Genomic DNA, 26,623 nt, shown 5'->3' on the forward strand with positions numbered 1-26,623 from the left:
TTAGCATTAGATATGGAAACGCCTAACGCAGTGCATAATAGAAAAGGCCAGCTTCGAGAGCTGGCCTAATAACTGTCAACCTATATTAGGACGACACATGTATTTTACGCTTAAATTAGCCCCAAATGTCCTGCATGGAACTCCAGGTGTTCTTCAATAAATGATGCAATAAAGAAGTAACTATGATCGTAACCTTCATGCATGTTAAGCGTAAGTTGCGTATCTGACTGTTGCGCAGCATGAACAAGTGACTGAGGTTTCAGCTGCTCGTGCAAGAACTCATCTTTTGTCCCTTGCTCTACTAGCATAGGTACGCTGTGTGTTTTGCTTGCTAATAGCAACGAGGCGTCGTAATCCTGCCATGCTGCCTTGTCATCGCCTAAGTATCGACCTAAGGCTTTCTCGCCCCACGGACAATCTGAAGGGTTTGAGATAGGGCTAAAGGCCGATACCGATACAAACTTATTAGGATTACGCATGCCAATAACTAAAGCACCGTGTCCGCCCATAGAGTGACCGCTAATAGCGCGCTCTTTGCTTACAGGGAACTCGCTTTCAATAAGCGCAGGTAGCTCGTTCACAATATAGCTATACATTTTGTAATGCTTATCCCACGGCGCCTGCGTAGCGTCAACGTAGAAGCCTGCCCCAAGGCCAAAGTCATAAGATCCTTCTTCGTCGTCTGGAACGTTCTCGCCACGGGGGGATGTATCGGGCGCTACAATAGCCATACCTAGCTCCGCCGCTAGCTTCATTGCACCGGCTTTTTGCATAAAGTTCTGGTCGGTACATGTTAGCCCTGACAGCCAGTAAAGCACGGGCACTGGCTTTTCTTTCGAGGCGAAAGGGGGAAGAAAAATTGCGAAGGTCATATCGCATTGTGTTGTTTCAGCTTTATGGGTATAGCGTAAATGCCGTCCCCCGAATGCTCTATTTTCGCCAATAAGCTCCATTTCAGCTCCTTAAATACGTAAATTTGCACCTTTATTGTGGAATCAGTAAAGGCTCTATCGGATTTTAGATCAAGTTCGTTTACACTAAGCGCCTAATTTTTGAGGTAAGTACAATGGTAAAAGCACTGTTGCATCATATTGTTGGCACTATTTCGGTCATCTGCTATTTCGTCAATACGGTAGTGTGGTCAACGCCTATTTTTATATTGGCTATTTTTAAACTTATACCTATTGCGCCGTGGCGACGATTCATTTCTTATTTACTCGACGCATGCGCGACTGCGTGGATCGGCGTTAATAACCTGAATCAGCGCATCAGCGGACGCACCAAATGGCAAGTAAACGGACTAGAAAAACTCACTCGAGATGATTGGTATCTCGTTGTTGCTAACCATCAATCTTGGGTCGATATCTTAGTTCTTCAACGTGTATTTAACCGAAGAATCCCATTTTTGAAATTTTTCCTCAAAAAAGAGCTTATCTATGTTCCCATTTTAGGTCTGGCTTGGTGGGCACTCGATTTTCCATTTATGCGCCGGTATTCCAAATCATTTTTGGCTAAAAACCCGCATTTGAAAGGAAAGGATATGGAAACCACGCGCCAAGCGTGTGAGAAATTTAGAAATAAGCCTGTAAGTATTATGAATTTTGTTGAAGGCACGCGCTTTACGCAAGCCAAGCACGACAAGCAGGCCTCGCCTTTCACTCATTTACTTAAGCCTAAAGCAGGCGGCATAGCATTCGTTTTGTCTGCGATGGGCGATCATTTGCATAAACTTATTGATGTCACAATTGATTACCCGAACGGCGTACCGTCTTTCTGGGACTTCGTTAGTGGTAAGGTTCGTGATATTCGTGTGAATATCAACGTAATGCCCATCAAAGACATTATGGAAAACGGCATTTTCAACGACAATTATTTTGATGATCCGCAAGTTCGAGCCCGTTTTCAGACGTGGTTGAATGAGCGCTGGCATGCCAAAGATCAACTTTTAGATTCACTAAACGCAACACAGAAACCATTATGATTCGCGCAGTACTCGCTCCTTTTATTTTCGTAATACACACTTCACTACAAATTCTCAATCTTGCGTTGTGGGGAGGCCTAATTATCTTACTGGGCTTGGTAAAACTTATTATGCCTAACGGAAAGATAAGAACGGCATGGAATAAAGTGATGCACGGGCTAATGTTTAGCTTCGGTCGGGTCAGCGTTCTCATGATACGCTTGTTTAACCGCGTCGATATTGAGTGTTCGGTACACGGCGAGCTGTCAAAAGACCGTTGGTATCTGATTATTGCCAATCATTTAAGCTACCTCGACATTATTCTGCTCATTGAATTCGCAACGAACCGCATTCCTGCACCCAAATTTTTCCTTAAGAAAGAGCTTATTTGGCTGCCATTTGTCGGACTGGGTGCCTGGGCACTTGATATGCCGTTTATGCACAGATACACCCGTGCGTATTTAGAAAAGCACCCAGAGAAAAAAGGAAAGGATCTCGAAACCACCAAAGCGTATTGTGAGAAGTTTAGAACGGTGCCCACAACGGTCATTAACTTTGTAGAGGGAACTCGATTTACTTCATTGAAGCATCTGTCAAAGCAAAGTCCCTATGAAAACCTCCTGCCCCCCAAAGCCGGCGGCGTTTCCTTTACGCTCTCAGCTATGGGTGAATTATTTACCAACGTGTTAGATATCTCGCTGCTCTACCCGGAAAATAAGCGTCACCCTATGATGGCAATGCTTAGCGGTCAGATGACAAAAATCGTGATCGATGTGAACGTTACGCCGGTACCTGAATTACAACAGCATTCAGAACGCACTGAGTCTGAGTTTCGTCTTTATTTCCAAAACTGGTTGAACGGTCTATGGGAAAATAAAGACAACCGTATAAAGAAAATGTTGGAGTCGTAATTAATGGAAGTCAGTGCTTCAGTACGCGATAACTTTATTCACATAGTTAATGATATTTTCCCGAATCTTACTACTGAAGATCCGCTGTATAACGTCATCGCACTAAGTAGTATTTTAGTGGTGTCGGCGGTAATCTATATTATCGCAAGGCTATTGGTGCGCCCCCAGATAGCCAGTTGGGTATACAAATCCAATAACCTCTGGGACAACGCCTTGCAGCAGCACGGATTTTTCCGTCGCTTAATGCACCTGTTTCCTGCCCTGTTTATTTACTTAACCACACCGGTACTTATTAGCGATGAAGCCGTGATGCACGGTATGGTGATAAAGAGCGCTCAGCTATACATGCTATATAGCGGCCTTCTTGCCTTATATGCCATGTTGAGCACAGTGGAAGACGTTTATAACGCCTCAGCGCTTGCTAAACGCGCACCTATCACTGGCTTTATTCAAGTTACCAAATTGGCATTTGCTATTGTCACCATACTATTAAGTATTTCATTAATTGTAGACAGAAGCCCGCTACTTATTGTGTCTGGCTTAACCGCCATTGCCGCTGTTTTACTATTGATATTCAGAGACACCATTCTGGGCTTTGTTGCCGGCATTCAAATAGCCGCTAACCGCATGTTTAATACGGGCGACTGGATTGCCATGCCTAAGTATGAAGTAGATGGTGAAATACTCGAGATAGGCCTTACCAACGTCAAAGTACAAAACTGGGATAAAACCATTTCTACGCTGCCGACTTACAGCCTTACTACAGAAGCAGTTAAGAACTGGCGCGGTATGCAAGAGTCTGGCGGACGCAGAATTAAGCGCGCCATTTATATTGATGTGCACTCTATTAAGCTCTGTGACAACGATATGCTAGAGCGCTTTTCGAAAATTCGCTATATCAACGAATATATCGATAAGAAGAAAAATGAGCTCCGCGCTTATCACCGAGATTACTCCATTGATGAGTCGGATCTGCTAAACAGCCGTCGCCTTACCAACATCGGCACTTTTAGAGCTTATTTAGAGGCATACTTGCGCAAGCACCCGGATGTAAACCAAGAACTGACCCTAATGGTTAGGCAGCTACCGCCTAATGAGCTTGGTTTACCTTTAGAAATTTACTGCTTCAGTGCACAAAAGGAATGGGTGAGGTACGAAAAAGTACAGGCGGATATTTTCGACCACGTTATGGCTATGCTGGATTTGTTCGATTTACGCGCTTATCAACGTGATGGACATTTGTCGCTGCTTGCCCATCGCGAACAAAGCGCTTATAGAAATAGTCCCGAAAGCGACAATGCGCCTGAGGATGCTCAGGAGAAGAGCGAAACTAATCGATAAGGCAGTGATGAATAAAGACTTGTTCAAGACGAAAAAAAACCGGCTGAGATAGCCGGTTTTTTTAATGCTTATCGCTTAAGCCAATGCGTAGGCCATCAGTAAGCAAAGTACTAAACCAGTAACGCCAAAAAAACCGTACTCGATTTTTTCCTGCATACCTTCAGCACCTGCTTTAGCAGTCATAAAGCCCATAACGATGCTGCTTAGCCCTAGCGTAAAGGCAATTAGCGCAACACCAAACATAATTGCATTAATCCAATCAGCCATTGTGATAACCCCTTAAAAATATTGGCGGTATTATGCACCAATAAATAAGATTTAACCATGCTTGGATTGGCTTAAATGTACCGCTATCGGTATTAATTGATCTTAGTCAAAACTACTAATTAGTTGGTAATCTCACTAAATAGTGTATTTAGCAGAGCATAAAGAAATCATCAAATATCACTAACCATTTGAAAGATATAGACTTTAAATATTGGCAAGGCCATTGCTCTACCTTAGGTATAACAGCGAGTATCGTTAGCGTCTATTTGACAGTGACACTACAACGCATTGCAGTTTGCTTCGAGCACTTTCGTTAACGCGTCACACGTAAATTAAGGAATGAACAATGTCTAAGAAACTATTACTTTCAGTTGCCCTTACCAGTACTTTAATGAGCGGCCACGCATTGGCGCATGACAGCAGCTTTCAAAACAACAGTTGTGACATGGAGCTTGATGGTCATATTCAATATTACCAAGGTGATCTAACGGTACAGATGGACAATGGCTCAGTGATGACGATTGACTCCCATCACAATATGACCATTAACGGCGAACCAGTATCGCTTGACAGCGAACAACAGCGCTGGGTAAGTGAATATTACAACAACATTGATATCGCCATCCCTATGACCTTGAATATCGCCAGTGAAGGGCTGCAAATTGCCAACGTGGCAGTAACTGAAGTCTTTACTGAACTGTTAGGCGGCGATCAAATGGGTGACGATTTTCGTGAACTGTTCGACTCACTTGAAACCAAACTAAACACTTCATTCTATGATGACGCAGGGAATATTCGCGTTGATTCAACTAAATTCGATGAGCCAGGTTGGTTTGACGAAAGCTGGGAGCAAGAATTCGAAGCGCAAATTGAGTCTTTAATCAGTGAGTCTATGGGTAGAATACTTATTGCCGTAGGAACACAAATGTTGTGGGAAGGCGGTGATATGTCTGAGTTTGAGCAAAAGATGGAGCGCTGGGGTGAAGATTTAGAATATCGCTTAGAAAGCCAAGCGGCTGCGCTGGAAGAAAAAGGCGATGCATTGTGTAAGGTACTGAAGAAAGCGGATTATGCCGAAGGCAAGATGCAGGCATCCATATCGGGGCTAGATGACTTGAACCTGCTAGATATTGATCAAGACAACCACCATGACCACAACGACGAAATGAAAATGTAGTTGGAACATTTAGCGAACTAAACGCGCAAAGCGAAACGACTTGCAACGCTAACCACTCACCTTTGAAAAACCGACTGTAACCCAGTCGGTTTTTCATTTTTACAGTTAACGACAACCGCCCTCCAATTAATGTACTCTTAAGCCCTAAACAAAGGGGTATTTAATCGATGACTCAAAATGTAGTAATTAGTGGCTACGGCTGGTTAGCCAGCTATGTGGGCAACGCACTTTCAGGAAAGGTCAATATTGTTGGCACCACTCGAAGCCAACAGAAACGTCTCGCGTTACAAGACCAAGGTATCACCGCAATTGAATATGCCCTGGGCGAAGATACATCAGCGCTTTGTAACCATTTGCCAAACGCTACCTTGTTGCTAAATATTCCCCCTGGCAGGAGAAACACAGATCTCGCGTCATACACCAACAATATGCTGCAGTTGATAGACGCAGCCATCAGCGTAAAGGTGGCGCATATCGTGTTTATCAGCACCACGTCGGTTTACGGCGATGCAACAAATGAGGTAGTGTCCGAAGTCAGCACTACACAGCCGCAAACAGCCTCGGCCAAAGCCCACGTGACTATTGAAGACTATTTATTGTCTAAACGAGGTCAGGTTGATATCAGTATTGTTCGCCTAGCCGGTTTAGTAGGCCCAGACCGTCACCCCGCCCGCTCGTTAAGTGGAAAACAGTTAGATGCAGGAAATAAGCGAATAAACCTTGTACATGTGTACGACATTGTATCTGCGCTGACGACCATCATTTGTGGCAAGCCGCTTAACGATGTTATTCACCTTTGCAGCTTGTCTCATCCTAAGCGCGGTATTTATTACGTGGATGCAGCGAAGGCGATGGATATTGATGCTCCTCGCTTTTCTGATACTGAAGCGGAACCTGCTGGCAAAGTGATTGACGCCGCACAAAGCTGGGCAAGGCTAAATATTACACCAGAGCATAGCGACCCCTATCGCATGTTTTAGGCTTTCACTTAGTGAAAATACATACTCTGACACAAACAAAAACGGCAAGCTTTAGGCTTGCCGTTTTTAAGTTGAGCTCACTGCTAGCTCACGTCATTTCTTATAAAACCTGACTATCCGAATAGGCTCAACCCGAAGTATTTTACCGCTACCGTGTTTACAAAAATCACGAGTAAAATAAGCGGAATAAAGGTTTTAAGCGAAATATCCACGTACTTTTCAAACCAGCTGCCTTTGTAACCACTGCTGCCCTCTTCCAAAGACGCATTGAAGTTTGCACTCTTCCAACGATAAATAACAAACAAACAAATTAGCAAGCCGTTTAAAGGCAAAATCGTGTCGTAGAACACATCGTAAATGACATCAAATAGTGATTTATCTGCGCCAGCGTAGTGCATAAACGACGTAAGCATATCAACTTTACCGAATGACAACGCACTTAGGATGGCTAGCAAAATCATAATGCTTCCTAGCGACCCAAGCGCCCATTTACGGCTTACACCTTTTTCATCCATAAGCGCCGCAACAGGTACTTCAAAAATAGACACTAGCGACGTAATTGCCGCAAAGAACACTAGTAAGAAGAACAAGCTAGCGACAATCGATGCGCCCATATATCCAATCGAGTCTTGTAACGCTAGAAAGATACTAGGCAGGTAAGTAAAAATCATGCCCACTGACGATTCACTTAAATCATCAGGGTTAATGTCTGGGTTAAAAGAGAAGATGGCAGGAAGGATCATCAAACCCGCAGTGAACGCCACGGCCGTGTCTGTTAACGCCACCAGCTTGGCAGCGCTCGGTACATCTGCACGCTTATCAATGTAGCTACCATAGGTAATAAGAATACCCATACCCAACGATAGAGAGAAAAAGGCCTGCGATAGCGCACCATTCACCACTTCAGCAGTGATTTTTGAAAACTCAGGAACGATGTAGAACTCAACGCCAGCCATCGCATTTTCGCGGGTTAATACGAAGATAACGAGACCGATAAGCATCACGAAAAGCGCAGGCATGAGCAGCTTTGCCGCTTTTTCTATCCCTTCTTTTACACCGCCTTGAAGGATGAGGTAGACCACACCAACAACGGCCGCCATATATAAAAAGATGGCTTCTGAATTAATAAACAGCCCAAAGGTTTCTGGGTTAGCTAACTTGTCTAGATTTCCGCTTACTGCTTCGAACAAATAGCCGAAAAGCCACACAGTAATAACCATGTAGAAAACGGCAATCATGAACGGCGTAGCAATAGCTAGCCACCCCGCGACTTTCCATTTCTTTTCATTACCGCTTATATCACTGTATGCACCAAGCGGGTCTTTTTTAGCATGGCGACCAACTGACATTTCCGCCAGCATTACCGGTAAACAAATGGCAAAAACGAAAATAGCGTACATTAAAAGAAATGCACCACCGCCATTTTTAGCTGCACCGACAGGAAACCCTACCAAATTACCTATGCCTACCGCAGAACCTGCAGCAGCCAAAATAAAACCTATGCGCGATCCGAACTGTTCTCTGGCCCCGCTCATATCCCTTCCTCTTGTTGAGTTATTGTTATAGCAGTTCGCCGTATCACGCCTTGTGATGCACAAACACGTCGTGAGCTCACAATTTATGCTGGTTGTCGGTACTTACTATTCGTAAGAATCAAGCCGAGCGAACTGGTATTATTTATTATCAGGATGGCGTTTGTTGTTATGACTCACGTGTGGCGTCAACGCGTTGTATTGCTACCTCTATGGGCTTATCAATACGCTGCACCATTCCCAAAAATAGCATGGTAACAGCAGTGAAATAAAAAGTCTTGATGTTGGACTTGCTGAAATGATGTTAGACCGTATCACCAAGTTACCACTTCGCCATTCCAGTCGATAAAATGACAAGCTTGGTCTCGATTAAGCGCCGAAAGGTGATGAATAAGCTGTTTAGCGGTAAACTCAGGCGTGAACAGTTTCTTGGCGGCAACGTTCTTTTGAAAAGGCTTAGAAAGCCCCGTATCAACCGTCCCAGGGTGATAACAAACAAGCATCACGTCTTTCAATCTGCGCTTGTATTCTACCGACGCCGTTTTAACCAACATGTTGAGCGCTGCTTTCGACGCGCGGTAGCCGTACCACCCGCCAAGTCCATTATCTGAAATACTCCCTACTCTCGCGCTTAAGCAAACAAGGGTTGAGCCTTCTTTACTCATAATATTCACCAAATGCTTGAGCCACATTGCGGGAATAATGCTGTTAGTCGAAAAATAAGCCGCTAAGGCCTGCTCGCTGACATCTTCCAAACGTTTCTCAGGATGAATGCCATCGCTTTCGCGGTGTAGAAAACCTGTTGTGATAACTACCGTAGTTAACACAACCTGCCGTTCAGCCAGCTGTTCAACAAATTCGCTTATGTGCCTATCGTCCTGTTCGGCCAGCTGATGATAGGTAACATCCCCAGAATGATTGGTGTCAGATATAGGGGCGCGACTAACCGCGAACACCCTAGCACCTTCACTGCTATATTGCTCAATAAGCGCAGACGCAATACCGCCCGACGCGCCCACTATAAGGACGTTATTTTTCACTGGCTTCTCCTGGTATGCAGCGATCGCACTGGCGTTTTTTACCTGTTAACAGGTATGAAATGGTGTATCTATGCTTTGCGAATACATTGTAGAAAGCATCGGCTACATGACGAATAACAGGCCAGCGAAGCGGTGCATATAGCCAACCCATGCCCACGGCTTTCCATGCTTCATGAGTGACATCAAGGCCAGTTATCAACGTCCCGTCTTCACGAAGTCCGTGAATTCTTGCATTGAGTGCATGCCAATCCATGGTTGGATAACGGTTCGAAAAATCGGGGGCCTGAATATCTACCAATGTTAATTTGTTGTGCTTGTCTCTTTTTCTTAAATGACGCATTTCAGCGATACACAACGGACAATACCCGTCATAGAAAATAATCACGACTGAATACCTCTGCCAAATTTTGAACACGTTTATACGCATTCTTACCAGTTGCAAACTGCTTGAAAGAAAGCAGCTAGCCTCACATGTTAAAACCTTTCACTCAGCTCGCACATTATTCTTATTTAATATTCGTTTATACGATAAAAAAACACGCTTGGATGACTTGTGTTGTGACCTACCCGCACCCACACTACAGACAAAGATTAAGAGAGGTTTTTACTATGGCAAATTTACAAGTCGCCACGTTGGCAGGCGGATGCTTTTGGTGTATCGAATCAGCGTTTAATAGCGTTGAAGGCGTGGAAAAAGCAATTTCTGGCTATGCTGGAGGCGAAAAGGCCGATCCAACCTATGAAGAGGTATGCAAAGGAAATACTGGCCATGCTGAAGTGGTACAAGTGACGTTTGATGCCGACAGCATTAGCTACCGAGAGATACTAGAAATTTTCTTTGCGCTGCACAACCCTACACAGCTTAACAGACAGGGCAATGATGTAGGCACACAGTATCGCAGCGCGGTTTTCTATCACGACGATACACAAAAAGCTGAAGCAGAAAAAATTATCGCAGAAATCACAGAAGAAGAGATTTGGCCCGATCCCGTAGTGACTGAAATAGTAGCAGTAAATAACTACTACGACGCCGAAGACTACCACCAAGATTACTTCAAAAATAATCCACAAAACCAATATTGCTCTATGGTGGTGGCGCCTAAACTTGCGAAGTTCAAAAAAACCTTCGCTTCTCGACTTCGCAGCGACGCATAAATAAAACAGCGATATTAAGCGCGCTATCAATAGCGTTAGCCAACAATAAAAAGGGTTGCTTAAAAGCAACCCTTTTGTTTTTCAATCTATTCGTTTTCTTATTATTCAAACCAAACGCTGTTAATTTCTAATGGAAACAATAAAGGCGCTAAGTCTTCATAACGCTTCTTATGAGCTTCGCACGTCGCGTTTTTAAGGTAGTTTTTCTCCCAAGGATCGTTAATGATCCACAAGGTATTTTCAATGGTCACTAGTCCTTCCATCGACGAATTATCCATTGTGTATTGTTCGCAACTCTGATCGCCGGCAACGTCGAAAGTAATAGGGATACGCTTTGTTGGCTTACTGCCACTCACATCAATTACCCACAGTTCATTGTCGTTTCTTGCTGCGCCAAACAAATAGGATGCGCCCGCTGAATGAGTATATAACGCCAGTCCATTGATAGGATGATTACCTGAAGTAAACGAAGGAAGTTGAAGGTTAGGCTCGCTCACTGTGGCAAAATCATTCGACGAGAAAAAGTCTTCATCAACAGCCAATGTAAAAATTCTTGGCTGTCCTGCTTTATCTTTCTCTAGCGCCAGATATAACGTGCCGTCTTCAGCCATCGTCAACCCTTCAATGCCGTCGTTAGGAAAATTACCTACTTCAAAATCGTTGGGAAACTGAAGAGGTCGCACATCCGACATTTCAACCGAGCCATTATCTTTTCGTGTCAATTTTACCAACAAGGTAGGGTAATCTGTTGACCCTGTTTCCTCGTATTTGGTTTCACAGCGAGGGCTTAACGCGCCGGTACGGGTAGCATCTTCGGTAACCGTATAAATTACGTTAGTGTCTCTGGGGTCTACGGCTAGCGCTTCTAAATCAGGTTGCTCGCTCAAATAGCTATAAAAGCAGCTTCGGCGCACGGTATTGGAAAATGAAAAGCGTTCGCTCGATGCGCTCAGCGTTGCGGTATCTGGTGAAATGCTATGAAGTTTCAACTGTTGAGTGGTATCAGCGCTAGCATCTGCGATAGTGACAAGTTGACCGTCTAGCACCACTAACCCTGAGGTTTGAGGATCAAACATAACGTTGCCTTTTTCATCAAGGATCCATTTACCCACAGTGACTTCTGTTAAGTCTTGAGGTTCAGGAGTGATAACAACGTCTTTCGGCTCGCTACAGGCGCTTATCAGTAAAGTGGTTAGCACAGCACTGGTTAAATATTTTAGCATAGTGTGAAGTCCTCTCTCCGTTTATTAAGACGAGAGCAAAAGGTAAAACTGAAAAAATTGTAAGGGAGTATATCGAGCATACCGTTTATTCACAAAAAAGAGTAAGGTTATGCGATAGACATCAGGTTTGCTGAGTACATATATGATTTGGCAACGTTAAATAGTCGTGCTGTCATCATGTTTTCGATTAATGTGCAGCATATTTAGTTAACACGCTTACGTGTATTAATATTGACGAAAATTAAAGGAGAGCGTCATTTCTACGCAGCACTTGCCCCAAGTTATTGCAGGTCCGATAGTAAGAAAGGTGACATCTACAGAATGTCATATTTGGGTAGTAACCAGTAACGCCGATTCACCTACGCTAAATCTATCTGCAAATGAAGTCGTCGTCAGCGGCAATTGTCAACGCGAAACCATACGCGTAGGTAAGTACGCATTTATACACTTGCTCTCTTTCACTTCGTCAGAGCCCTTCGAAGATACTGCGCGGATAGGTTACTCGCTATCTTTTAGCGACGATGCTCAGCAGGCTTCATGGGAAAATGAACAACGCGGGCTTCTTTACGATGGGCAGTCTTCCTTATGTTTCCACTACACCGAGACTCCCGAGACCATATTGCACGGCTCATGCCGTAAGCCTCACTTTCACAGTGATGATGCCCTAGCACAAGTAGATGTACTCCATAAAAATGCGTTCAAAAAGCAAAATGATTTTCCCGATCTCCTGTTGATGACGGGCGATCAAATTTACGCTGATGATGTCGCAGGTCCTATGCTTAAAGCCATACACAGCGTGATTGACCGTTTAGGTCTTTATCATGAAGCACTGGAAGGGGCAGTAGTAACCAACACTAATGAACTTGCCACACATGAACATGGGTATTACGAACGAGAGCAGCTTCTGCCACAAATTGCGACCAATACGGTACTGTCTTCAATATTCTTTGGTGCTAAGAAAAAACCGGTATTCACATCAGTAAACGCGCAAAACCATTTGATTGGCAGTGCGGAGATCATCGCTATGTATTTACTGGTGTGGTCCGACACGCTTTGGGCTGATATCAATATAGATAAAGATGGGATCCCCCCAAAATACCACGCTATTTTCGACAAAGAACACGAATCGCTTAACGGCTTTGTAAAACAGCTACCGCAGGTACGTAGGGCCCTGGCACACATTCCTACCTATATGATCTTTGACGATCACGATGTTACCGACGATTGGAACTTAACCCGGGGCTGGGAACAAGAAGTCTATGGAAACCCTCTATCAAAACGCATGATCGGCAATGCGCTTATCGGCTACTTGCTTTGCCAAGGCTGGGGAAATGCACCAAAAAAAGTAGCGCCATTAATTGCTAAAGTACAAGAATCAATGGGAGAAAGCGGTTTAAACTCGCACGATGAAATCATTGATGAGCTGTTGGATTTTGATCAGTGGCATTACCGTTTAGATACCACACCACCTATTGAGGTTTTAGACACCCGCACGCAGCGTTGGCGCAGTGAATCTAATATGAATAAGCCCTCGGGGCTAATGGACTGGGAAGCACTGTGTGATTTTCAACATTCCATAATCGGCAAAGAATCTGTCATCGTTGTCTCTGCCGCTCCCATTTATGGCGTAAAGGTTATCGAAGCCATTCAAAAGGTGTTTACGTTTTTTGGCAAGGCGCTTACTGTTGATGCTGAGAACTGGATGGCCCACAAAGGCACCGCGAACGTTATATTAAACATATTCAGGCATTACAAAACGCCCCCCGATTTCATCATTCTATCTGGCGATGTGCACTATTCCTTTGTATACGATGTACGCCTGCGCTTTAGGCGCAACAGCCCTCACATCACCCAGTTCACCTGCAGTGGATTAAAAAACGCCTTTCCGGATGGATTGATCAAATGGCTAGATAGATTAAACCGCGTGCTTTATCGCTCTAAATCGCCTCTAAACCTTTTCACAAGACGTCGAAATATGTCAGTAAAAGCGAGAGAGCCAAGTTTGGGCTATGGCGAATTATTCAACGGTTGCGCCATTGGTGTATTAAAAATTTCACAGAAAAACACCGATGTTCAGTGCAAAGCTTTGTTGAGCAACGGTAAAGAGGTAGAATTCCCAGCTTCTAAAGACGATTAGTTCAAAAGAGGTATCTAATGAGTGATAGCGCACTGTCCATCGGATTATTTTACGGCTCAACAACCTGCTATACCGAAATGGCAGCAGAAAAAATCCAAGCGCAGCTCAATAGCCTTTTCGACGAAGATATTGTTGACCTTCACAACATTAAAGACGTTAACCTAACGCGCACGGCCGAATACGACATTATCATTTTTGGTATTTCAACGTGGGACTTTGGCGAGCTCCAGGAAGATTGGGAGTCTCATTGGGAAGAAGTGCACGGTTTGGATTTATCAGGGAAAACCATCGCCTTATTCGGACTTGGCGACCAACTTGGTTACGGTGAATGGTTTCAAGATGCATTAGGCATGCTTCACGATGCAATATTGCCATCAGGCTGTAAGATCGTGGGTTATTGGCCAAACGAAGGCTACGAATTTACCGCCTCAAAAGCGTTAACCGAAGACAAAACTCAGTTTGTTGGCCTGTCTCTTGACGATGAAAACCAATACGACAAAACAGACGCGCGCATCGAAGCATGGTGCGAACAGTTATTGGTCTCGATGGCTTAACGCCTATAAATTTCGGATGTCAGTGTTGGAAAGTAAAGGCCGTATTCATCAGCAGTTTTATCGCAACGGCCCAAGCCACAGGGACGGCGCTGATGTTTCATTTCAAGATATTCGCAAACTGTTTAATTTCGCTACGATCACTGTGGGTAGATGGGTAACAGCAGAAGAACAACAGATCGCTGCCAACCTCTTTTTCGATGCGCTTTACGATCTGGTCGCGATCTTAAATATCAATGAACAGGTGTTATCGTTAAACGGATCCCTGTCACTGGCTTTTGGCAGTGGCGGTCAAAAACACAGCAGTGCCCACTACAACAGTGCGAAAAGACAGCTTGCGCTAGCAAAAAATGCAGGAGCCGGAGCGCTAGCCCACGAATGGTTTCACGCTTTCGATCATTATATTGCGCCGCGCATGTTCGACGGTATTGCCGCCGGCAGCTTTGCTACACAGGCCTGGCTCGACAATGCCCCGATGAATCCTCATCCGTTGAATCAAAAATTGAGCGATTGTTTCTCGCTATTGTTCCTAAATGATCAAAAAAGACCAAATGAGTACTTTGTGCGATCCGTAGAAGCTGATCGCGCGTTAAAAATGTATTATTATGCTATGCCTCAGGAGATGGCTGCCCGCGCATTTGAAGCCTGTATTCAAGATCACGAGATCAAAAACGCATTTTTGGTGCAGGGGACAAAAAAATCAACGGAAGCTAGACTTGGCATTTATCCTCATGGTAACTTGCGTACATCACTCAATCAGGCATTGATGTTGTATTTTTACCAATTAGGTGTCGCTATTTCACATAAACAAACCTAGTTTGTTGTTTTATTACTGTGAAACTGAGTATTTTTTCAACAACAAGTGTTAATGAGCACGCTGTTTTTGTACAAAACCCTGTATATTTTTGTAACAAGCAGTATACTAAAGCGCTCGAACGTAACAGAAGAAAGAAGACGAGATGAAAAGAAAGAAGCATACCTCGGCTGAAGACGAGGCTCAGATTGATATGACCCCCATGTTGGACATCGTGTTCATCATGTTGATTTTCTTCATCGTAACGACCTCGTTCGTGAAAGAGAAAGGTTTGGACGTAAACCGTCCTGAAGATAATCAAGCGAAAAACGATAAGCCTTCAAAAGCGCTTTCTATCCGTATTGATGCTGATGGCACAATTATGATGGGCGGCCGCGAAGTTGATATTCGTCGTGTGGTTGCAAACGCGCAAACATACCTAGCGGAAAACAACACGGATTCAGCTGCTATCCAGGCTCACGAAGACAGTGAGCACGGTACTGTGGTAGAAGTTATGAACCAAGTTAAAATTGCAGGTATTGATAAAGTATCTGTTTTGGTTAAAAAGAGCAGCTAAAACGCCTTTCTGACCACGCAAAATAAAGAAAGCCACCTTCGGGTGGCTTTTTTCGTATAAGACCTTATACCAAAGTATCTCTTGTGCTATCGCATGAATTTTGTTCAGATCGTACCATTCGGTGTGTCTGGAAAATCCATGTTGAAACTCGGTTCCAGACTCTGATGTCACTGGAGCCATTATGCACAAAAAAATACTCTACACTGCTGTACTTGCAGCGGTTATGTCAGCACCACAAGTGTCTGCCGCCAAAATTGAATTGAGTGAAGCGTTTGAATACAACGCATTCATCTTCGATAGCTTTACTGGCCAATCTTCCGATGTTGAAGGAAGACTAGCTGTCGGTGGCGAAATGAACGTAACCGATTTCAATGTTGGCTTACTGTTATCGCCAGATATGTCTGAGTCTGCTCTTGCCGTAGGCGGTAACCTTCATTTCACGCGCGGTGATGTTCACGGTGGTTCAACTACCGTGTCAGGTATGGTGTTTGGATCTGAACTCACATTCGATAAAGCGGTTAACGCTCAGCAGACTGTAAATCTCATTAATTCTACGGTGAAGTCTGGCGGTATCTCATCCAAAGGTGATGTCAAACTAGGTAACTCAAATGTTGTATCAGGTGATGTGCACGCCAATACTGTGAAACTTGGTGGGCCTAATAGTGTTTACGACAGTGTGAGCAACCCTGCTTTATATGGCTCCCAAGTTGAAAACGGAAACGTATTTGCTGAGTCTAGCGTTGAACTTGATAGCAGCGAAGTTAACGGTACCGTAACGCTTAACGACGTTAACAATTACACCGCTATCAATGGTTCGACAGCAACATCTGTTGAACAGGGCAGCGTGAGTAAGGCTAACGTTAACAATATCGACTTTAATGCTATTGCTGCCGAAGTAACAGCGCAGTCTCAGGAGTTTGCGTCAATGTCGGTGAATGGCACAACAACATTGTCGTGCACTGACGCTAACGATTCGGATCAAGCGGTTGCTTGTACCGACGCTAGCAAGGATGTATTAAATACCATTACCTTCTCTGGCTCTGATGATATCAATATCTACAATATTGACGCTAGTTGGTTCAGCGCTGCTGATAAAGGCATTGTTTACGATTTCTCAACCACCAGCTACAACATCATCAATGTCTACGGTGAATCAGTTGAGTTATTTAACACTGGCTTCTTTAATACGGCCTTTACGCAGGAAAATGAATATTTCAGAGAAAATGGCCAGTACAGAGACAATGACAACAATGTAGGTCAGCGTCATGATGGCCTTTATACCAACAACATCTTGTTTAACTTTGTTGATGCTGATTTTCTTACACTACATAGTGTGGGTGTTAAAGGTAGTGTACTGGCGCCATATGCAGAGCTAAGTTTCTACAATGGCCATGTAGACGGTAATGTCATTGCTAATAGTTTGGTCACTCCGTTGGTGCAACTGATTAATGACGACGGCGAAACCTACAATGCGCCGACAGGCCAAGTAAATAACTATCAGTTCGGCGCTATCAACGTAAGTGAACCTGCATCAATCGCCCTTTTATTTGGCGCTGGATGTTTCATGCTAGCTAGACGTAGAAAAGCGAATTAACGCTTTAAAAAGAGAGTGAATCTTCAGGCAAAAGCGGCTTTATAGTGCAAAGCCGCTTAATCTTGGCGAAGACAGCAAAAGCTCATCGCTTGTTACACCAGCACCTCGCCCTTCTCGCCACCTTATCTGAATACCCGCTTCAAATGCTTGGTACTCAACCGCAAATGCTTTTCCTATATACCCAGCCACAATCCAGTTGTGATTGATTCGATACTGACCTTCAGCCATAAAATTTCCGCTTAAACCCGTATCTGAGCTTTCACCAAGGGTCGCGTTCTCGTCTGCCGTAGGAAATGCACCTCCAATCGGAAAGCGCAGATCATCGTCTTGTTCAACACGTGAAAGCGCAAGTGAACTTCGAAGTTTAACTTGCCAGTTTAGCGCCTCAAGCGTTAACAGCTCTGAATAGCCCCCGATGCTGACAAACTGACTGGGGCTAAAGTAGCCACCATTGCCGACCGTAAAGCCGCTTAAATTTTTATCGTAGCTTGTATAGCTCAAGAATGGCCCTACGCGCCAATAATCAAGCATGGGAGATATCATGGTAGCAATATCGTAACTCACATCACCCCGTAGAGAGAGTGCGCTATTGTCGTCAACCTGCTCGCCTTCTAAGCGACTAACCTGAGCAGTACCTGCAACAGACCAGTTGTCGGCCACTGCATGCGCTACTAACCCTCTTATGCCACTTTCTATCACGTAGCCCCAAGGTTTCGCGTGATCAGCATTGAAGGTTCCGGTTTGGCTTAATAAGCTGTCTTCTTTTGCCTTTCTAAATAAGGTTGCAGCTACCGTTGTACTGGTAAGAAATTTGGTTGCAGATATCTGCCCCGTTACTTTAGCGCCGACGGGTTGATCGAACATGGCATATTCAAGGTTAGCGTAAAAATTGAAATCAGGTGCCTGATAATGCGCTTCGGCGCGAAGCCCCTTATCTTCAAAGCCGCTTATTCCCGAAAATGCTCCACTCAATTGGTCGTTACCAAACCAGTCACCAACTTGAGGACTACCGCTGTAGAATTGCTTATAGTCGAGTGATACTTGCCACAGCCAGTTTTCATAACCGCTGCCAATACCAATATATTGCGACAGAACATCGAAATTACCGAGTCCCTCGCTCCCGCTTCGACTGCGAGTATTAATACCGTAGACTGCACTTAGGCCATCTTTAGTTTGTGCTGTAACTCCCCGCGCATCGCGATTTTGATAGGCTAGCCAAAACTGTTTTCTGGGCCAGGCGTTACGTGTGGTGCGTTCTTGCAATATGCTTTTTACCGCACTGTATCTCAGCGACAATCGGTTCAGTGTGGCTTCGTCGTCTTGATTAATTGTAACCAATTCATTGGCAATTACCGCATCGGTTGGCGTCTTCGCGAGCACTCGCTCGAACGCCGCGGTGGCGGTTGTGGTGTCTTGTATCTCTTTAGCAGCCCACCCAATTAGTGCTTGCTCATCTACACTTAACGATCTCAAACGGGCGAGTGCTTCGCCTGACTCAATACTTTGCTTGTAGCGCCGTGTATCGTAAAACTGAGCCTGTCGGCTAGCCAGACCATCAGCACAGCGTCGAATGAAAACCTCAGTATTGACACTACATGCTAGGTCGAACGCGCTTTGCTTGGCCGTGTCGCTGCTTTGCGCGCTAAGTGACAAATACCTGCCTTCATTACCGTTCACCAAACTAAATAGCGCGTCGGCAAAGTCGTAATTTTTCAAGTCGTATTGTTGCCATGCCGCACCCTGCAGCACTTCTTTCACGTAGCCGCTGTTATCAGATTTGAGAAATTGCTCCAGCGTTGTCGTATCGCGCAAAGACAATGCCTGCTGTAGCTTAATACCAGTGACACTGTTAAGGCCTTGTTGAGCGGATTGTTTATCGATATCACGAACTGCCGATTGTTGGGCCTGAGAGAACTGCTGCGTTGCCATTTCTAACATGCCTTTATCAATGGCCGTCCACCCCATAAGCAAGTAAAAATCAGTTCGCTTAATTTGATTGCTCAATGCAATAAGCGTTTCTACTTTTTGCTTCGACGTATTTGCTCTGGCTTTCGGCGTTAACTGAGCAAATTGTTCGAGCGGGAGGGCTTTAGAAGCGGGCTTATCTGGCTGCTTTTTTAAAGCCTGAAACGATTCTCTTGGCTCTGAAACTACAGGCTTGTTAGTACCTTTTAAGCGGCCGTTTATTCTGTTTAGTTCGGTTTCGACTTCTTGTGGCACCTGCCACGTAGGGTAACGAGCTTTTAAACGCGTAAACTCTTCATTGGCTTGCTGAATCTGTCGCTCATTAATATGGTACCAAAGCCCTGTTAAATCCGGCTGATCTTGTTGTGCAGGTAATATACCCAGATCTTTTTCTTTGTACGTTGTTTTAGCTTGTCCGTATGCCTGCACCGACACAAGTGACGTGGCCAAAGCGCCTAGTGCCAGATACAAAGAGGTGCGAGTAAACCGAGTTTTCACGATGCGTTATCCAAAACTGCTAGCATAGAAAGCAGCGTTAAACTTGCCGAGTAATAATCCATGTTTCGATTGATCTCAGGCCACTCTGGCCTTTGCTTTTCTTCTGATTTCATCAAGCTGTTTACGGCCATCTGCACTGAACGCATTCCCTTAGACATTTCGTACTCAGCGGTTTCCTCGTTTAACAGGTTGATGGTAGCTGGCGTAGGCGTTATCGCCCACCATGCATTGTAGGGGGAAAGTAGCTTCTCAGTTAACCTAGCGTTTTGGCGAAAACGTGGGGACCATGCAAGCTGAAGCGGTATACGGATCGCATTAAAACCAAACTCAGGCGATATCACATTATCTAAACTTAACGCACCAATCTTACTGTTATCGGACTCAGTACTATTAGGGGTGAAACGCACCCAATCACTGGGCAATTGGTAGGTAGAAAACTGCATATTCGACAGCAAGATCAAGCCCGACTCGAACAGACTTTCCCAACGTGACGGAGTATCCGACAGCGAAGACAGGTCAGTTATGGCGGGAAAAACCCAATAGGACAGATTTAGCTGAAGGCTGCTATTTCCTGTTTGGTCAGATGCAAATCCGTATTCCCCAGGCAAGAGCACTACACTGTTATTATTCACCACCAGAAGTTTCTGCTCTACAGCACGTACAATATTCCTGGCGTCCTCCTCATACTTACCAACGCCCCACTTTTCACTTGCACGCAATAATGCCCACGCAATAAGAATCTCACCATCAGAGGCATTATTAGGGTCATCGATACAAGAAGATGAATTATCCACACAAGGTCGGTAGCGCCAGCTAAATAGCCCGTCTTCGCGCATGAGCGTACGTTGGGTCCAGTGCCATAATGCATCAAAGGTGTCTTTGTCGTTGGCGGCGACGGCAAAGAGCATACCGTATCCTTGCCCTTCGCTGTGAGACACATCATCATTTCCTGTGTCTACCACGCGCCCGCCGTCAACAAACAATGCCTTATACGCTATATACTGAGACTTGAATTCGCTATCTTCCTTGGTAGAGCACGACGCCAACAGGAACAAAAAACCTATCACTAGCGTCGCTTTTGTAGCGTAATGCAGCTTTACCATGAGTCTTGCACTTGTTTATTTCTGCGTTTAAGCAACAGGTAAATAAGTAGGCTTACAACAAATACAACCAATATAAAGCCTATTAACCAATACCACGGGTTGTTAGACAGCCATAGTCGTAAATGCAGCCAGCTGTCGTCGGCTTCACCCACTTCATATTTATCGCTTACCTGCATGATGAGTGATGGCGAAAGACCATCTTTCCATGCGAAGAAATCCCCTGCCATCTGCCCCCACATCGACAAACTAACCAGATCCTCGACTCTAGCTTGAAGAAGTTCCGGCGTCTGCGCTGCAACAATGAACAAGGTATCGGTTTGTGATGAAACAGGGTGTGCCTGTGCAGTAAGTACTGCTTGCTCACCTAAGTCACTTTCTTGAACGGTATGACCGTCTATGCGCATTTCTTTGAAAGACTGATCGTCAGTCAGGTTTCTTACGCGATTGTACAGATTGTTCTGTAACCGATAAGACCAGCGTTTCGTTGCCTCAATGGCCGTACTGAATTCAGACTGCTCAATATTCGTTAAGCTTTCAGGGGTACCTAGAACAATCACAGAACCTTCGGTTGTAATGTCGTTTCCAGTTGCTATTTTCACGTTCAATAAAGGCACTTGGGCTACTTGCGCTAATTTCGCTGAAAGAGTTAACGCTGTATCTAAATAGTCATCTGACGGAATAGCAATGGTTGACGATGGTGCTGACTTAAAGCGCGCAAACGGGTAAGCCGTTTCTGAAAGCAAGACGAGATTAGGTTGAACTGCCACGTTTCCTGCATCAGGTAGCTTTATTGCCGAAGAATCATCAAGCTGGAACACGAGGTGGGAACCAGGAATATCATCACAAGGCACACCTGCTAACGGCGCTCTCATGGTTACCGCAAAGTCTAAATTATTCGTCCCGCCTTTGAAGAACCGTGCAGGTATTCTTAGCTGATAGTCTCGGTAGGATTGTCCGTTAATATTATTAAGAGACAAACCGTGTACAAGTTCGTCATTCACGCTTACATTCATAACCGAACCTGGCCCAAAACCTGCGCCATATCCAAAGTCTAAGAGCAAGCTCACGCTCGCGTTTTCAGGTACATAAAAATCTGCAGGCAATCTGAATGACACCCGTTTGGTGAAGTTCCCCTCATCCCTAAACTGAGTGGTCGCCACACCAAAGTCTTGGAATGTGTAGTGATTGTCTGGGTTCAGAATGCGATGACGCTGCAGCGTTTCCGCCTGCATTTGTGACTGTGAAAGTACGGTAACTTGTGAAATAGGGTTAATCGCATCGTCCATTACCGCCAAGGCTTTCGCTGCCTCAAGTACTTCATCTTGCGTAGTACCGCTGACAATAAGGCGGTAACTAGCCGGTACAATAACGTTGCTGTCCTTAACAAACGCAGGTGTGCGCTGTGCTTTTAGAAACGCGCCATCAATGTCGTTAATCACTTCGTCAGATAATACCGGTGATAACGCGTCTACTGTACCAACTAGAATATGAACAGGCTGTTTTTGCTTGGCTTTGAGATACCATGCAGCACGCTCGTAGCGAGCAACATTTTGGTCGTTCCAAAAACTATTTTCTGTGTCTTCTAGCTGGGGCAAAACGTAACCATCATCAAAGCTGTCATGCTCGATAATAAGCGGCTGATATTGATTCCTAAGAGACAGTGCTTGAGCAACAATGGGAAGTGTCTGATATTTAATTTGATCATCAGCTTCTCGCGCCGTGTAAAGCTGAACGTTTCGCTGTCCGCCAATTCCTGGATTAAAGAATCCGCTCAGCTCATCTAACGTGAAGCGCTTTTCATTCACCGACGTCGCAATTTTTAGCGTTGAGTTGTATGCATTAATTTCGCTCCACAATTCAGGCGCACTGCCGTCAACACATTGCTCGGCATAGTGCTGACTTACCGCTAGTGTCAGAGAGTTAAACCCGGCTCGCCACAATGAAGTAGGGATCGCAATTTCAGATACAAGAGAAGGTCTGTCTGGGTCGAACGCAATCTGTCCAATGGTCGCATTATTGAATCTCACATACAGCTGAGAACGTTTTTTGATTAACGCCTGCGAGCTGACCACTTCTAATGTAAGTAGCGCGCTGTCCACATCAGTTACTGAACTAAGGGGAATTGGAATATCAATGGAGGCAGATTTTCCCTGCAAGCGCACAGTACTTTCACCGCCAAAAAAGTCGGTTAATCGATACGTGTCAGTTTGCGCCGCTAGGGTAAAAGGCATGCACAAACATACGATGAACATAAGGTATTTTTTTATCATTGATTTTCCTTTGCCGGTTTAGCAAGCAAACCTAATTTCCCGGCGAACTTCCCCATTAATACAAGCATATGCAATAAAACAGGCTTTAACCCAACTTTCAACACATGTTTTGCGCCGAACCAGTATGAGATAGCCCTTGTTCTTCTTCGTTGAAACGACATCCAGCGCAGACTATCACACAGTGAATAGGCGACGACTTCGTTTTCTTGTTCTTCGGTTTGAGGCATAAAGCGTACTCGAAGAATTTTTGACCTATTGTCGTAATGCAGAACGCTAATTGGCAAATGAACGTTCTTATTCAGTGCGTGACTCCACGATGTGAGCGTGGCATTTTCAGGTACTAACGCTCCCTCACCTTTCAAGCGTAACCGAGCTCCACCTAGCGAAAGATCGACCAAATCTCCAACCCAAGCTTCATCACTTGTAGTCTTAATAACGACACTGTTCGTAGCTGGTAGGCGTGCCTGACTACGCACCTGTTTCCGCTCTAATAACACACTAAGAACAGACAACAATAGAATCAAATTAAATACATTCCACAACATGACCACCACAGTAAGTTCGCGTGTAAGAGGCTCTGTTATGAACTTATAGACACCGCTCCCTAATGCGAATGTGATTACCAATATTAGCCAGTAAAACACGCTCGATAGTGGCGATACAAAGGTTCTGTCAAGACTCTCTCCTTTTGGTGTTACAACAAATGAAGGTGCCCGCGGCTTTAAGAAAACCTTGATTAATGCGTTTAGCGTAAATGCGCACTGTAGTATTTCATATAACTCTGACACTAAGGGCCATCGGGTTCGCCCAAAGAGCATGGTGGATATCATGTATGTGGCAATAACGTGAGGCAGGGTGAAGGCAAAAATTTCCAGCATCGATGCATGGTAAACCTGAAGCCCAAAGACCAAATACGCCAGTGGCATAAGCAAAAAGATGATGCGAGCAAACGGGAACAGCCAAAACATGATTGAACTCATGTAGCCCACTCGCTGATACCATTTTAGTCCTTGCGCTTTAAAAGGCTTTTTGAGTAGTAAAATTTGCGTCATGCCTTGTGCCCAGCGCATACGCTGCTGAATAAACGCATCAAACGTTTCTGGCGCAAGGCCGCTTACCATAGGTCTGTCCACATATACAGACTCGTAGCCCATTTTGTGAAGATCTAACGCGGTTTCTGCATCTTCAGTGATAGAGTGGCCGGAAATGCCCCCCACCAAATCGAGGTGCTTTCTTCTCATCAATGCGGCTGATCCACAGAAGAAGGAACTCCCCCAGTAGTCTAAGCCTTTCTGTATAGTGCCGTAAAACATGTCGTTTTCTGAAGGCATGCGAGTAAACGCAGAGAAGTAGTTACGCTCAACAGGATCTGGGTTAGCCATAAAATGAGGGGTTTGAACGAGAAAGACCTTCTCGTTTTTAAGCATCCACGGCACGGTTCTATCAAGAAAATCCGAAGTAGGAACATGGTCAGCATCCAAGATAACAATCAAATCACCCGTGGTATTTTGTATTGCACTGTTCACATTACCCGCCTTGGCAAACTCATTTTTTGCTCGAGTGTGGTAGGTAATGTCTAAACGTTTGCACAGTGCTTGCAAATCTTGTCGCCGCTGTTTTGCAGTGGCCGCTGACACAGGGTTTTCAGCGTTAATTTTCTGGTCGGTTCCGCCATCGTCAAGCAAATGAATACGAAGCTTTTCTTTAGGGTAATCGAGCATTTTTGCAGCGCGGATAGTAACTTCTAATATCCCTTCATCTTCGTTATAACTCGGGATCATGACGTCTACGCTGGGCAGAGTTGATTTATCTACCCCTTCCAGGGACAAAAGCGGTCGACTGAGCGGAAACGCGTTAACGATCGCCCCTAACACTGAAGTGATCCCCGCATAAATTTCAGCGCCAAATAATAGCCAGACGGCAATCATTGAAAGAAAATCTGAGTAGGTTAGCGTGTAAATACCACGCCACAGCAAATACCTGACGCTAAGCGCAATGGCTAGCACCAGAGCTAAAATGCGAAATAAATGCTGGTATTTTTGCGTGTGTCGCGCTTCTTTGCTGCACAAGGATATTGCAATGAGGATAACGATTGAAGAGAGAAGCTGGCCCAATGCATCCATGGGTGCCAGCAGTAGCACCCCAAGAATAAAGGATGCTACTAACAGAACAATAATGAACTGAGAGGTGTAGTGTTGTCTACGAGTTTGCGATCCAATACGTGTATTTGCGTTACACTTGCATAGTTCGCCCTGTTAATTAACGTAATTTTACCGTCCGACATTTCAATCTCGTGATTACTTTTATAAAACAAACGAGAAATGTCATCTCTCTGCTTTTTATTGCTTTTAGACGCTAACAACCACGCCGGATACGTTGCCATTCCAAATGCAGCTACAACAATAAGGCCATAGAACAATACTGGCGACATTGTTGGCGCTATGTACAGGGAAAATAAAAACATAGCCATACTTGCAACGGTAAATATACCAGTAATTTTGCGAAAACGTATAACTTTCATAAGTTTATTTTCTGCATCAAGCAGCATCGAAAGACGCTTCTTCCACAGCTGCTCTGTCTCTAAACTCGTGCGTTCTTCAACCAGTTGAGGTTTTTTAAAAGCAGGATTGGTATTTTTAAACTGTTGAGCAAGCGCAAACACGTTTACCGCAGCGCCTTCATTAATAGCGCTCTGAAACGATTGTTCAAGCGTAGGTGATTGGTCAAATTGTTGTGAGTTATCTACTAATTTCACTGCGCACACTCCCCTCATTACTACACACTGAGTCTACTTCCGTACATTCAGAGGAAAAATTGCTGAAACCATACTTACTGATTAATAACGATACGCTTACATACGCAAATTGATATTGAACTTTAGCTCATTGAACTTTGGTATAAGTCATGTAGGGCAAGGCCTACAAGGGTGTGAAGACTATATGAAAAGCCATATAGCAGGTAACGTAAGTCGCAGAAAAGCAGCCCGACTAAACGGGATTAACGTGGGCAAATTAGACTAATTGATAAGGTGAGTTTTATTGCTAAAGCGTTAGGGCTTGCGCAGCTTACTTAAAATACTGATCAAGTTACTTACATTAAATACCGTTCCAAAAATACTGCCCACGGAAATGGCATATAACAGCCCCAAAGTTTCAGCAACAAGAAAAACCTTTCTAATAGTGTGCGTATTGCGGATAACCAAAGATCCCACTGTAAAAATAAGTGAAGACGCATAGGCAATGAAGATTATCCAGCTGTGCTCTAGCACAAACCACTCATAAGCGAGGAAGCCTAGATTCACCGCAACAAAGAAAAATAAAATGGCATTGCTTCTATGTTTAATGGCAATAAAGTTACGAACGCTGGCAAGCAGTGTTCCAATGCCTGCGGCCATGGCATCTAGCATAAAAAAATGCATGCTAAGTGCACTTAAGGCAAACGCAGAAATAAGCAAATACTTGTCTACGTTAGTTTGGCGATACCCAATAAAATTTAAAACAACGGCTATTGCGCCAAAGCCTTCTGCAACTATGTTCATTAATATAAGCT

23 protein-coding genes are annotated in these 26,623 nt (G+C 44.5%); 11 read left to right on the top strand and 12 right to left on the bottom strand.

What is annotated here, in order from left to right; genetic code table 11:
- Positions 1-110: 110 nt before the first annotated feature.
- Positions 111-953: an S-formylglutathione hydrolase gene (gene fghA / locus MHM99_RS16210; protein ID WP_239220158.1), complete on the bottom strand. Its 843-nt coding sequence runs from the start codon at positions 951-953 to the stop codon at positions 111-113.
- Positions 954-1,066: 113 nt separating this feature from the next.
- On the opposite strand from fghA, the gene MHM99_RS16215 reads away from it, so the two are divergent.
- The 3 genes from MHM99_RS16215 to MHM99_RS16225 are packed head-to-tail and all read left to right on the top strand — an operon-like array spanning position 1,067 to position 4,212.
- Positions 1,067-1,981 carry an acyltransferase gene (locus MHM99_RS16215; RefSeq protein WP_069944970.1) on the top strand — a complete coding sequence of 305 codons (915 nt, stop codon included), beginning with the start codon at positions 1,067-1,069 and terminating at the stop codon, positions 1,979-1,981.
- A complete protein-coding gene (locus MHM99_RS16220) occupies positions 1,978-2,871 on the top strand; it encodes an acyltransferase (RefSeq protein WP_131138335.1) in 894 nt (297 codons plus the stop codon). The genes MHM99_RS16215 and MHM99_RS16220 overlap by 4 nt, the downstream gene beginning before the upstream one ends.
- A gap of 3 nt (positions 2,872-2,874) precedes the next feature.
- On the top strand, positions 2,875-4,212 hold the full coding sequence (locus tag MHM99_RS16225; RefSeq protein ID WP_239220159.1) for a mechanosensitive ion channel domain-containing protein: 1,338 nt from the start codon (positions 2,875-2,877) through the stop codon (positions 4,210-4,212).
- A gap of 75 nt (positions 4,213-4,287) precedes the next feature.
- Here the strand turns inward: MHM99_RS16225 and MHM99_RS16230 are convergent, their stop codons facing one another.
- A complete protein-coding gene (locus MHM99_RS16230) occupies positions 4,288-4,479 on the bottom strand; it encodes a hypothetical protein (RefSeq protein ID WP_014950735.1) in 192 nt (63 codons plus the stop codon).
- Between the two features lie 346 nt (positions 4,480-4,825).
- Here MHM99_RS16230 and MHM99_RS16235 point away from each other — a divergent pair, with 346 nt between their 5' ends.
- Entirely contained in the window at positions 4,826-5,656 is an 831-nt protein-coding gene (locus MHM99_RS16235; protein WP_049588733.1) for a DUF2884 family protein, read from the top strand.
- A 167-nt stretch (positions 5,657-5,823) separates the two neighbouring features.
- Positions 5,824-6,636 carry an NAD-dependent epimerase/dehydratase family protein gene (locus tag MHM99_RS16240; RefSeq protein WP_239220160.1) on the top strand — a complete coding sequence of 271 codons (813 nt, stop codon included), beginning with the start codon at positions 5,824-5,826 and terminating at the stop codon, positions 6,634-6,636.
- 113 nt (positions 6,637-6,749) lie between these two features.
- Here MHM99_RS16240 and MHM99_RS16245 read toward each other — a convergent pair whose 3' ends face one another.
- From MHM99_RS16245 to MHM99_RS16255, 3 genes are all read right to left on the bottom strand, one after another.
- Positions 6,750-8,171, bottom strand: coding sequence for a sodium-dependent transporter (locus MHM99_RS16245; RefSeq protein ID WP_014950738.1), 1,422 nt, complete (start codon positions 8,169-8,171; stop codon positions 6,750-6,752).
- A 311-nt stretch (positions 8,172-8,482) separates the two neighbouring features.
- The gene (locus tag MHM99_RS16250; RefSeq protein ID WP_187447113.1) at positions 8,483-9,208 is read right to left on the bottom strand and encodes an SDR family NAD(P)-dependent oxidoreductase; all 726 of its coding nucleotides are present in this window, start codon (positions 9,206-9,208) and stop codon (positions 8,483-8,485) included.
- Complete coding sequence (locus MHM99_RS16255; protein WP_014977428.1) at positions 9,198-9,593, bottom strand: DUF393 domain-containing protein; 396 nt, start codon at positions 9,591-9,593, stop codon at positions 9,198-9,200. Before MHM99_RS16255 ends, MHM99_RS16250 begins: the two co-directional genes overlap by 11 nt.
- A gap of 224 nt (positions 9,594-9,817) precedes the next feature.
- Between MHM99_RS16255 and msrA the strand changes: the two genes are divergently transcribed.
- Positions 9,818-10,363, top strand: a complete 546-nt coding sequence (msrA, locus tag MHM99_RS16260; RefSeq protein ID WP_014950741.1) for a peptide-methionine (S)-S-oxide reductase MsrA — start codon at positions 9,818-9,820, stop codon at positions 10,361-10,363.
- Positions 10,364-10,464: 101 nt separating this feature from the next.
- Here msrA and MHM99_RS16265 read toward each other — a convergent pair whose 3' ends face one another.
- On the bottom strand, positions 10,465-11,586 hold the full coding sequence (locus MHM99_RS16265; RefSeq protein ID WP_049588730.1) for a hypothetical protein: 1,122 nt from the start codon (positions 11,584-11,586) through the stop codon (positions 10,465-10,467).
- 271 nt (positions 11,587-11,857) lie between these two features.
- Between MHM99_RS16265 and MHM99_RS16270 the strand changes: the two genes are divergently transcribed.
- The 5 genes from MHM99_RS16270 (at position 11,858) to MHM99_RS16290 (ending at position 17,238) form a co-directional block, all read left to right on the top strand.
- Entirely contained in the window at positions 11,858-13,723 is a 1,866-nt protein-coding gene (locus tag MHM99_RS16270) for an isoleucyl-tRNA synthetase (RefSeq protein WP_049588729.1), read from the top strand.
- 17 nt (positions 13,724-13,740) lie between these two features.
- Entirely contained in the window at positions 13,741-14,277 is a 537-nt protein-coding gene (gene fldB, locus MHM99_RS16275; protein WP_014950744.1) for a flavodoxin FldB, read from the top strand.
- Between the two features lie 25 nt (positions 14,278-14,302).
- Positions 14,303-15,091, top strand: a complete 789-nt coding sequence (locus MHM99_RS16280) for a CLCA_X family protein (protein ID WP_014950745.1) — start codon at positions 14,303-14,305, stop codon at positions 15,089-15,091.
- Between the two features lie 142 nt (positions 15,092-15,233).
- Positions 15,234-15,644, top strand: coding sequence for a biopolymer transporter ExbD (locus tag MHM99_RS16285; protein ID WP_049588728.1), 411 nt, complete (start codon positions 15,234-15,236; stop codon positions 15,642-15,644).
- 181 nt (positions 15,645-15,825) lie between these two features.
- Positions 15,826-17,238 carry a collagen-binding domain-containing protein gene (locus MHM99_RS16290; protein WP_049588727.1) on the top strand — a complete coding sequence of 471 codons (1,413 nt, stop codon included), beginning with the start codon at positions 15,826-15,828 and terminating at the stop codon, positions 17,236-17,238.
- Positions 17,239-17,277: 39 nt separating this feature from the next.
- Here MHM99_RS16290 and MHM99_RS16295 read toward each other — a convergent pair whose 3' ends face one another.
- From MHM99_RS16295 to MHM99_RS16320, 6 genes are all read right to left on the bottom strand, one after another.
- Positions 17,278-19,701, bottom strand: a complete 2,424-nt coding sequence (locus MHM99_RS16295; protein ID WP_239220161.1) for a cellulose synthase subunit BcsC-related outer membrane protein — start codon at positions 19,699-19,701, stop codon at positions 17,278-17,280.
- Complete coding sequence (locus MHM99_RS16300) at positions 19,698-20,804, bottom strand: glycosyl hydrolase family 8 (RefSeq protein ID WP_239220162.1); 1,107 nt, start codon at positions 20,802-20,804, stop codon at positions 19,698-19,700. Before MHM99_RS16300 ends, MHM99_RS16295 begins: the two co-directional genes overlap by 4 nt.
- Positions 20,798-23,074 carry a cellulose biosynthesis cyclic di-GMP-binding regulatory protein BcsB gene (locus tag MHM99_RS16305; protein ID WP_049588724.1) on the bottom strand — a complete coding sequence of 759 codons (2,277 nt, stop codon included), beginning with the start codon at positions 23,072-23,074 and terminating at the stop codon, positions 20,798-20,800. Before MHM99_RS16305 ends, MHM99_RS16300 begins: the two co-directional genes overlap by 7 nt.
- Complete coding sequence (gene bcsA / locus MHM99_RS16310) at positions 23,071-25,197, bottom strand: UDP-forming cellulose synthase catalytic subunit (RefSeq protein WP_239220163.1); 2,127 nt, start codon at positions 25,195-25,197, stop codon at positions 23,071-23,073. Before bcsA ends, MHM99_RS16305 begins: the two co-directional genes overlap by 4 nt.
- A gap of 38 nt (positions 25,198-25,235) precedes the next feature.
- On the bottom strand, positions 25,236-25,829 hold the full coding sequence (locus MHM99_RS16315) for a hypothetical protein (protein WP_239220164.1): 594 nt from the start codon (positions 25,827-25,829) through the stop codon (positions 25,236-25,238).
- 294 nt (positions 25,830-26,123) lie between these two features.
- A complete protein-coding gene (locus MHM99_RS16320) occupies positions 26,124-26,612 on the bottom strand; it encodes a YgjV family protein (RefSeq protein WP_049588721.1) in 489 nt (162 codons plus the stop codon).
- Between the last annotated feature and the right edge of the window lie 11 nt (positions 26,613-26,623).

Source organism: Alteromonas sp. MmMcT2-2, from assembly GCF_022348305.1.
Taxonomy (GTDB): Bacteria; Pseudomonadota; Gammaproteobacteria; order Enterobacterales; family Alteromonadaceae; genus Alteromonas; species Alteromonas macleodii.

What these genes read in the sequence shown, in the direction of transcription:
- MHM99_RS16240 (WP_239220160.1), top strand. Translation starts at nt 5,824, where the DNA reads ATGACTCAAAATGTAGTAATTAGTGGCTACGGCTGGTTAGCCAGCTAT.
- MHM99_RS16230 (WP_014950735.1), bottom strand. Translation starts at nt 4,479, where the DNA reads ATGGCTGATTGGATTAATGCAATTATGTTTGGTGTTGCGCTAATTGCC.
- MHM99_RS16235 (WP_049588733.1), top strand. Translation starts at nt 4,826, where the DNA reads ATGTCTAAGAAACTATTACTTTCAGTTGCCCTTACCAGTACTTTAATG.
- MHM99_RS16215 (WP_069944970.1), top strand. Translation starts at nt 1,067, where the DNA reads ATGGTAAAAGCACTGTTGCATCATATTGTTGGCACTATTTCGGTCATC.
- fldB (WP_014950744.1), top strand. Translation starts at nt 13,741, where the DNA reads ATGAGTGATAGCGCACTGTCCATCGGATTATTTTACGGCTCAACAACC.
- bcsA (WP_239220163.1), bottom strand. Translation starts at nt 25,197, where the DNA reads ATGGATGCATTGGGCCAGCTTCTCTCTTCAATCGTTATCCTCATTGCA.
- MHM99_RS16225 (WP_239220159.1), top strand. Translation starts at nt 2,875, where the DNA reads ATGGAAGTCAGTGCTTCAGTACGCGATAACTTTATTCACATAGTTAAT.
- MHM99_RS16245 (WP_014950738.1), bottom strand. Translation starts at nt 8,171, where the DNA reads ATGAGCGGGGCCAGAGAACAGTTCGGATCGCGCATAGGTTTTATTTTG.
- MHM99_RS16320 (WP_049588721.1), bottom strand. Translation starts at nt 26,612, where the DNA reads ATGAACATAGTTGCAGAAGGCTTTGGCGCAATAGCCGTTGTTTTAAAT.
- MHM99_RS16220 (WP_131138335.1), top strand. Translation starts at nt 1,978, where the DNA reads ATGATTCGCGCAGTACTCGCTCCTTTTATTTTCGTAATACACACTTCA.
- fghA (WP_239220158.1), bottom strand. Translation starts at nt 953, where the DNA reads ATGGAGCTTATTGGCGAAAATAGAGCATTCGGGGGACGGCATTTACGC.
- MHM99_RS16300 (WP_239220162.1), bottom strand. Translation starts at nt 20,804, where the DNA reads ATGGTAAAGCTGCATTACGCTACAAAAGCGACGCTAGTGATAGGTTTT.
- MHM99_RS16285 (WP_049588728.1), top strand. Translation starts at nt 15,234, where the DNA reads ATGAAAAGAAAGAAGCATACCTCGGCTGAAGACGAGGCTCAGATTGAT.
- msrA (WP_014950741.1), top strand. Translation starts at nt 9,818, where the DNA reads ATGGCAAATTTACAAGTCGCCACGTTGGCAGGCGGATGCTTTTGGTGT.
- MHM99_RS16265 (WP_049588730.1), bottom strand. Translation starts at nt 11,586, where the DNA reads ATGCTAAAATATTTAACCAGTGCTGTGCTAACCACTTTACTGATAAGC.
- MHM99_RS16290 (WP_049588727.1), top strand. Translation starts at nt 15,826, where the DNA reads ATGCACAAAAAAATACTCTACACTGCTGTACTTGCAGCGGTTATGTCA.
- MHM99_RS16305 (WP_049588724.1), bottom strand. Translation starts at nt 23,074, where the DNA reads ATGATAAAAAAATACCTTATGTTCATCGTATGTTTGTGCATGCCTTTT.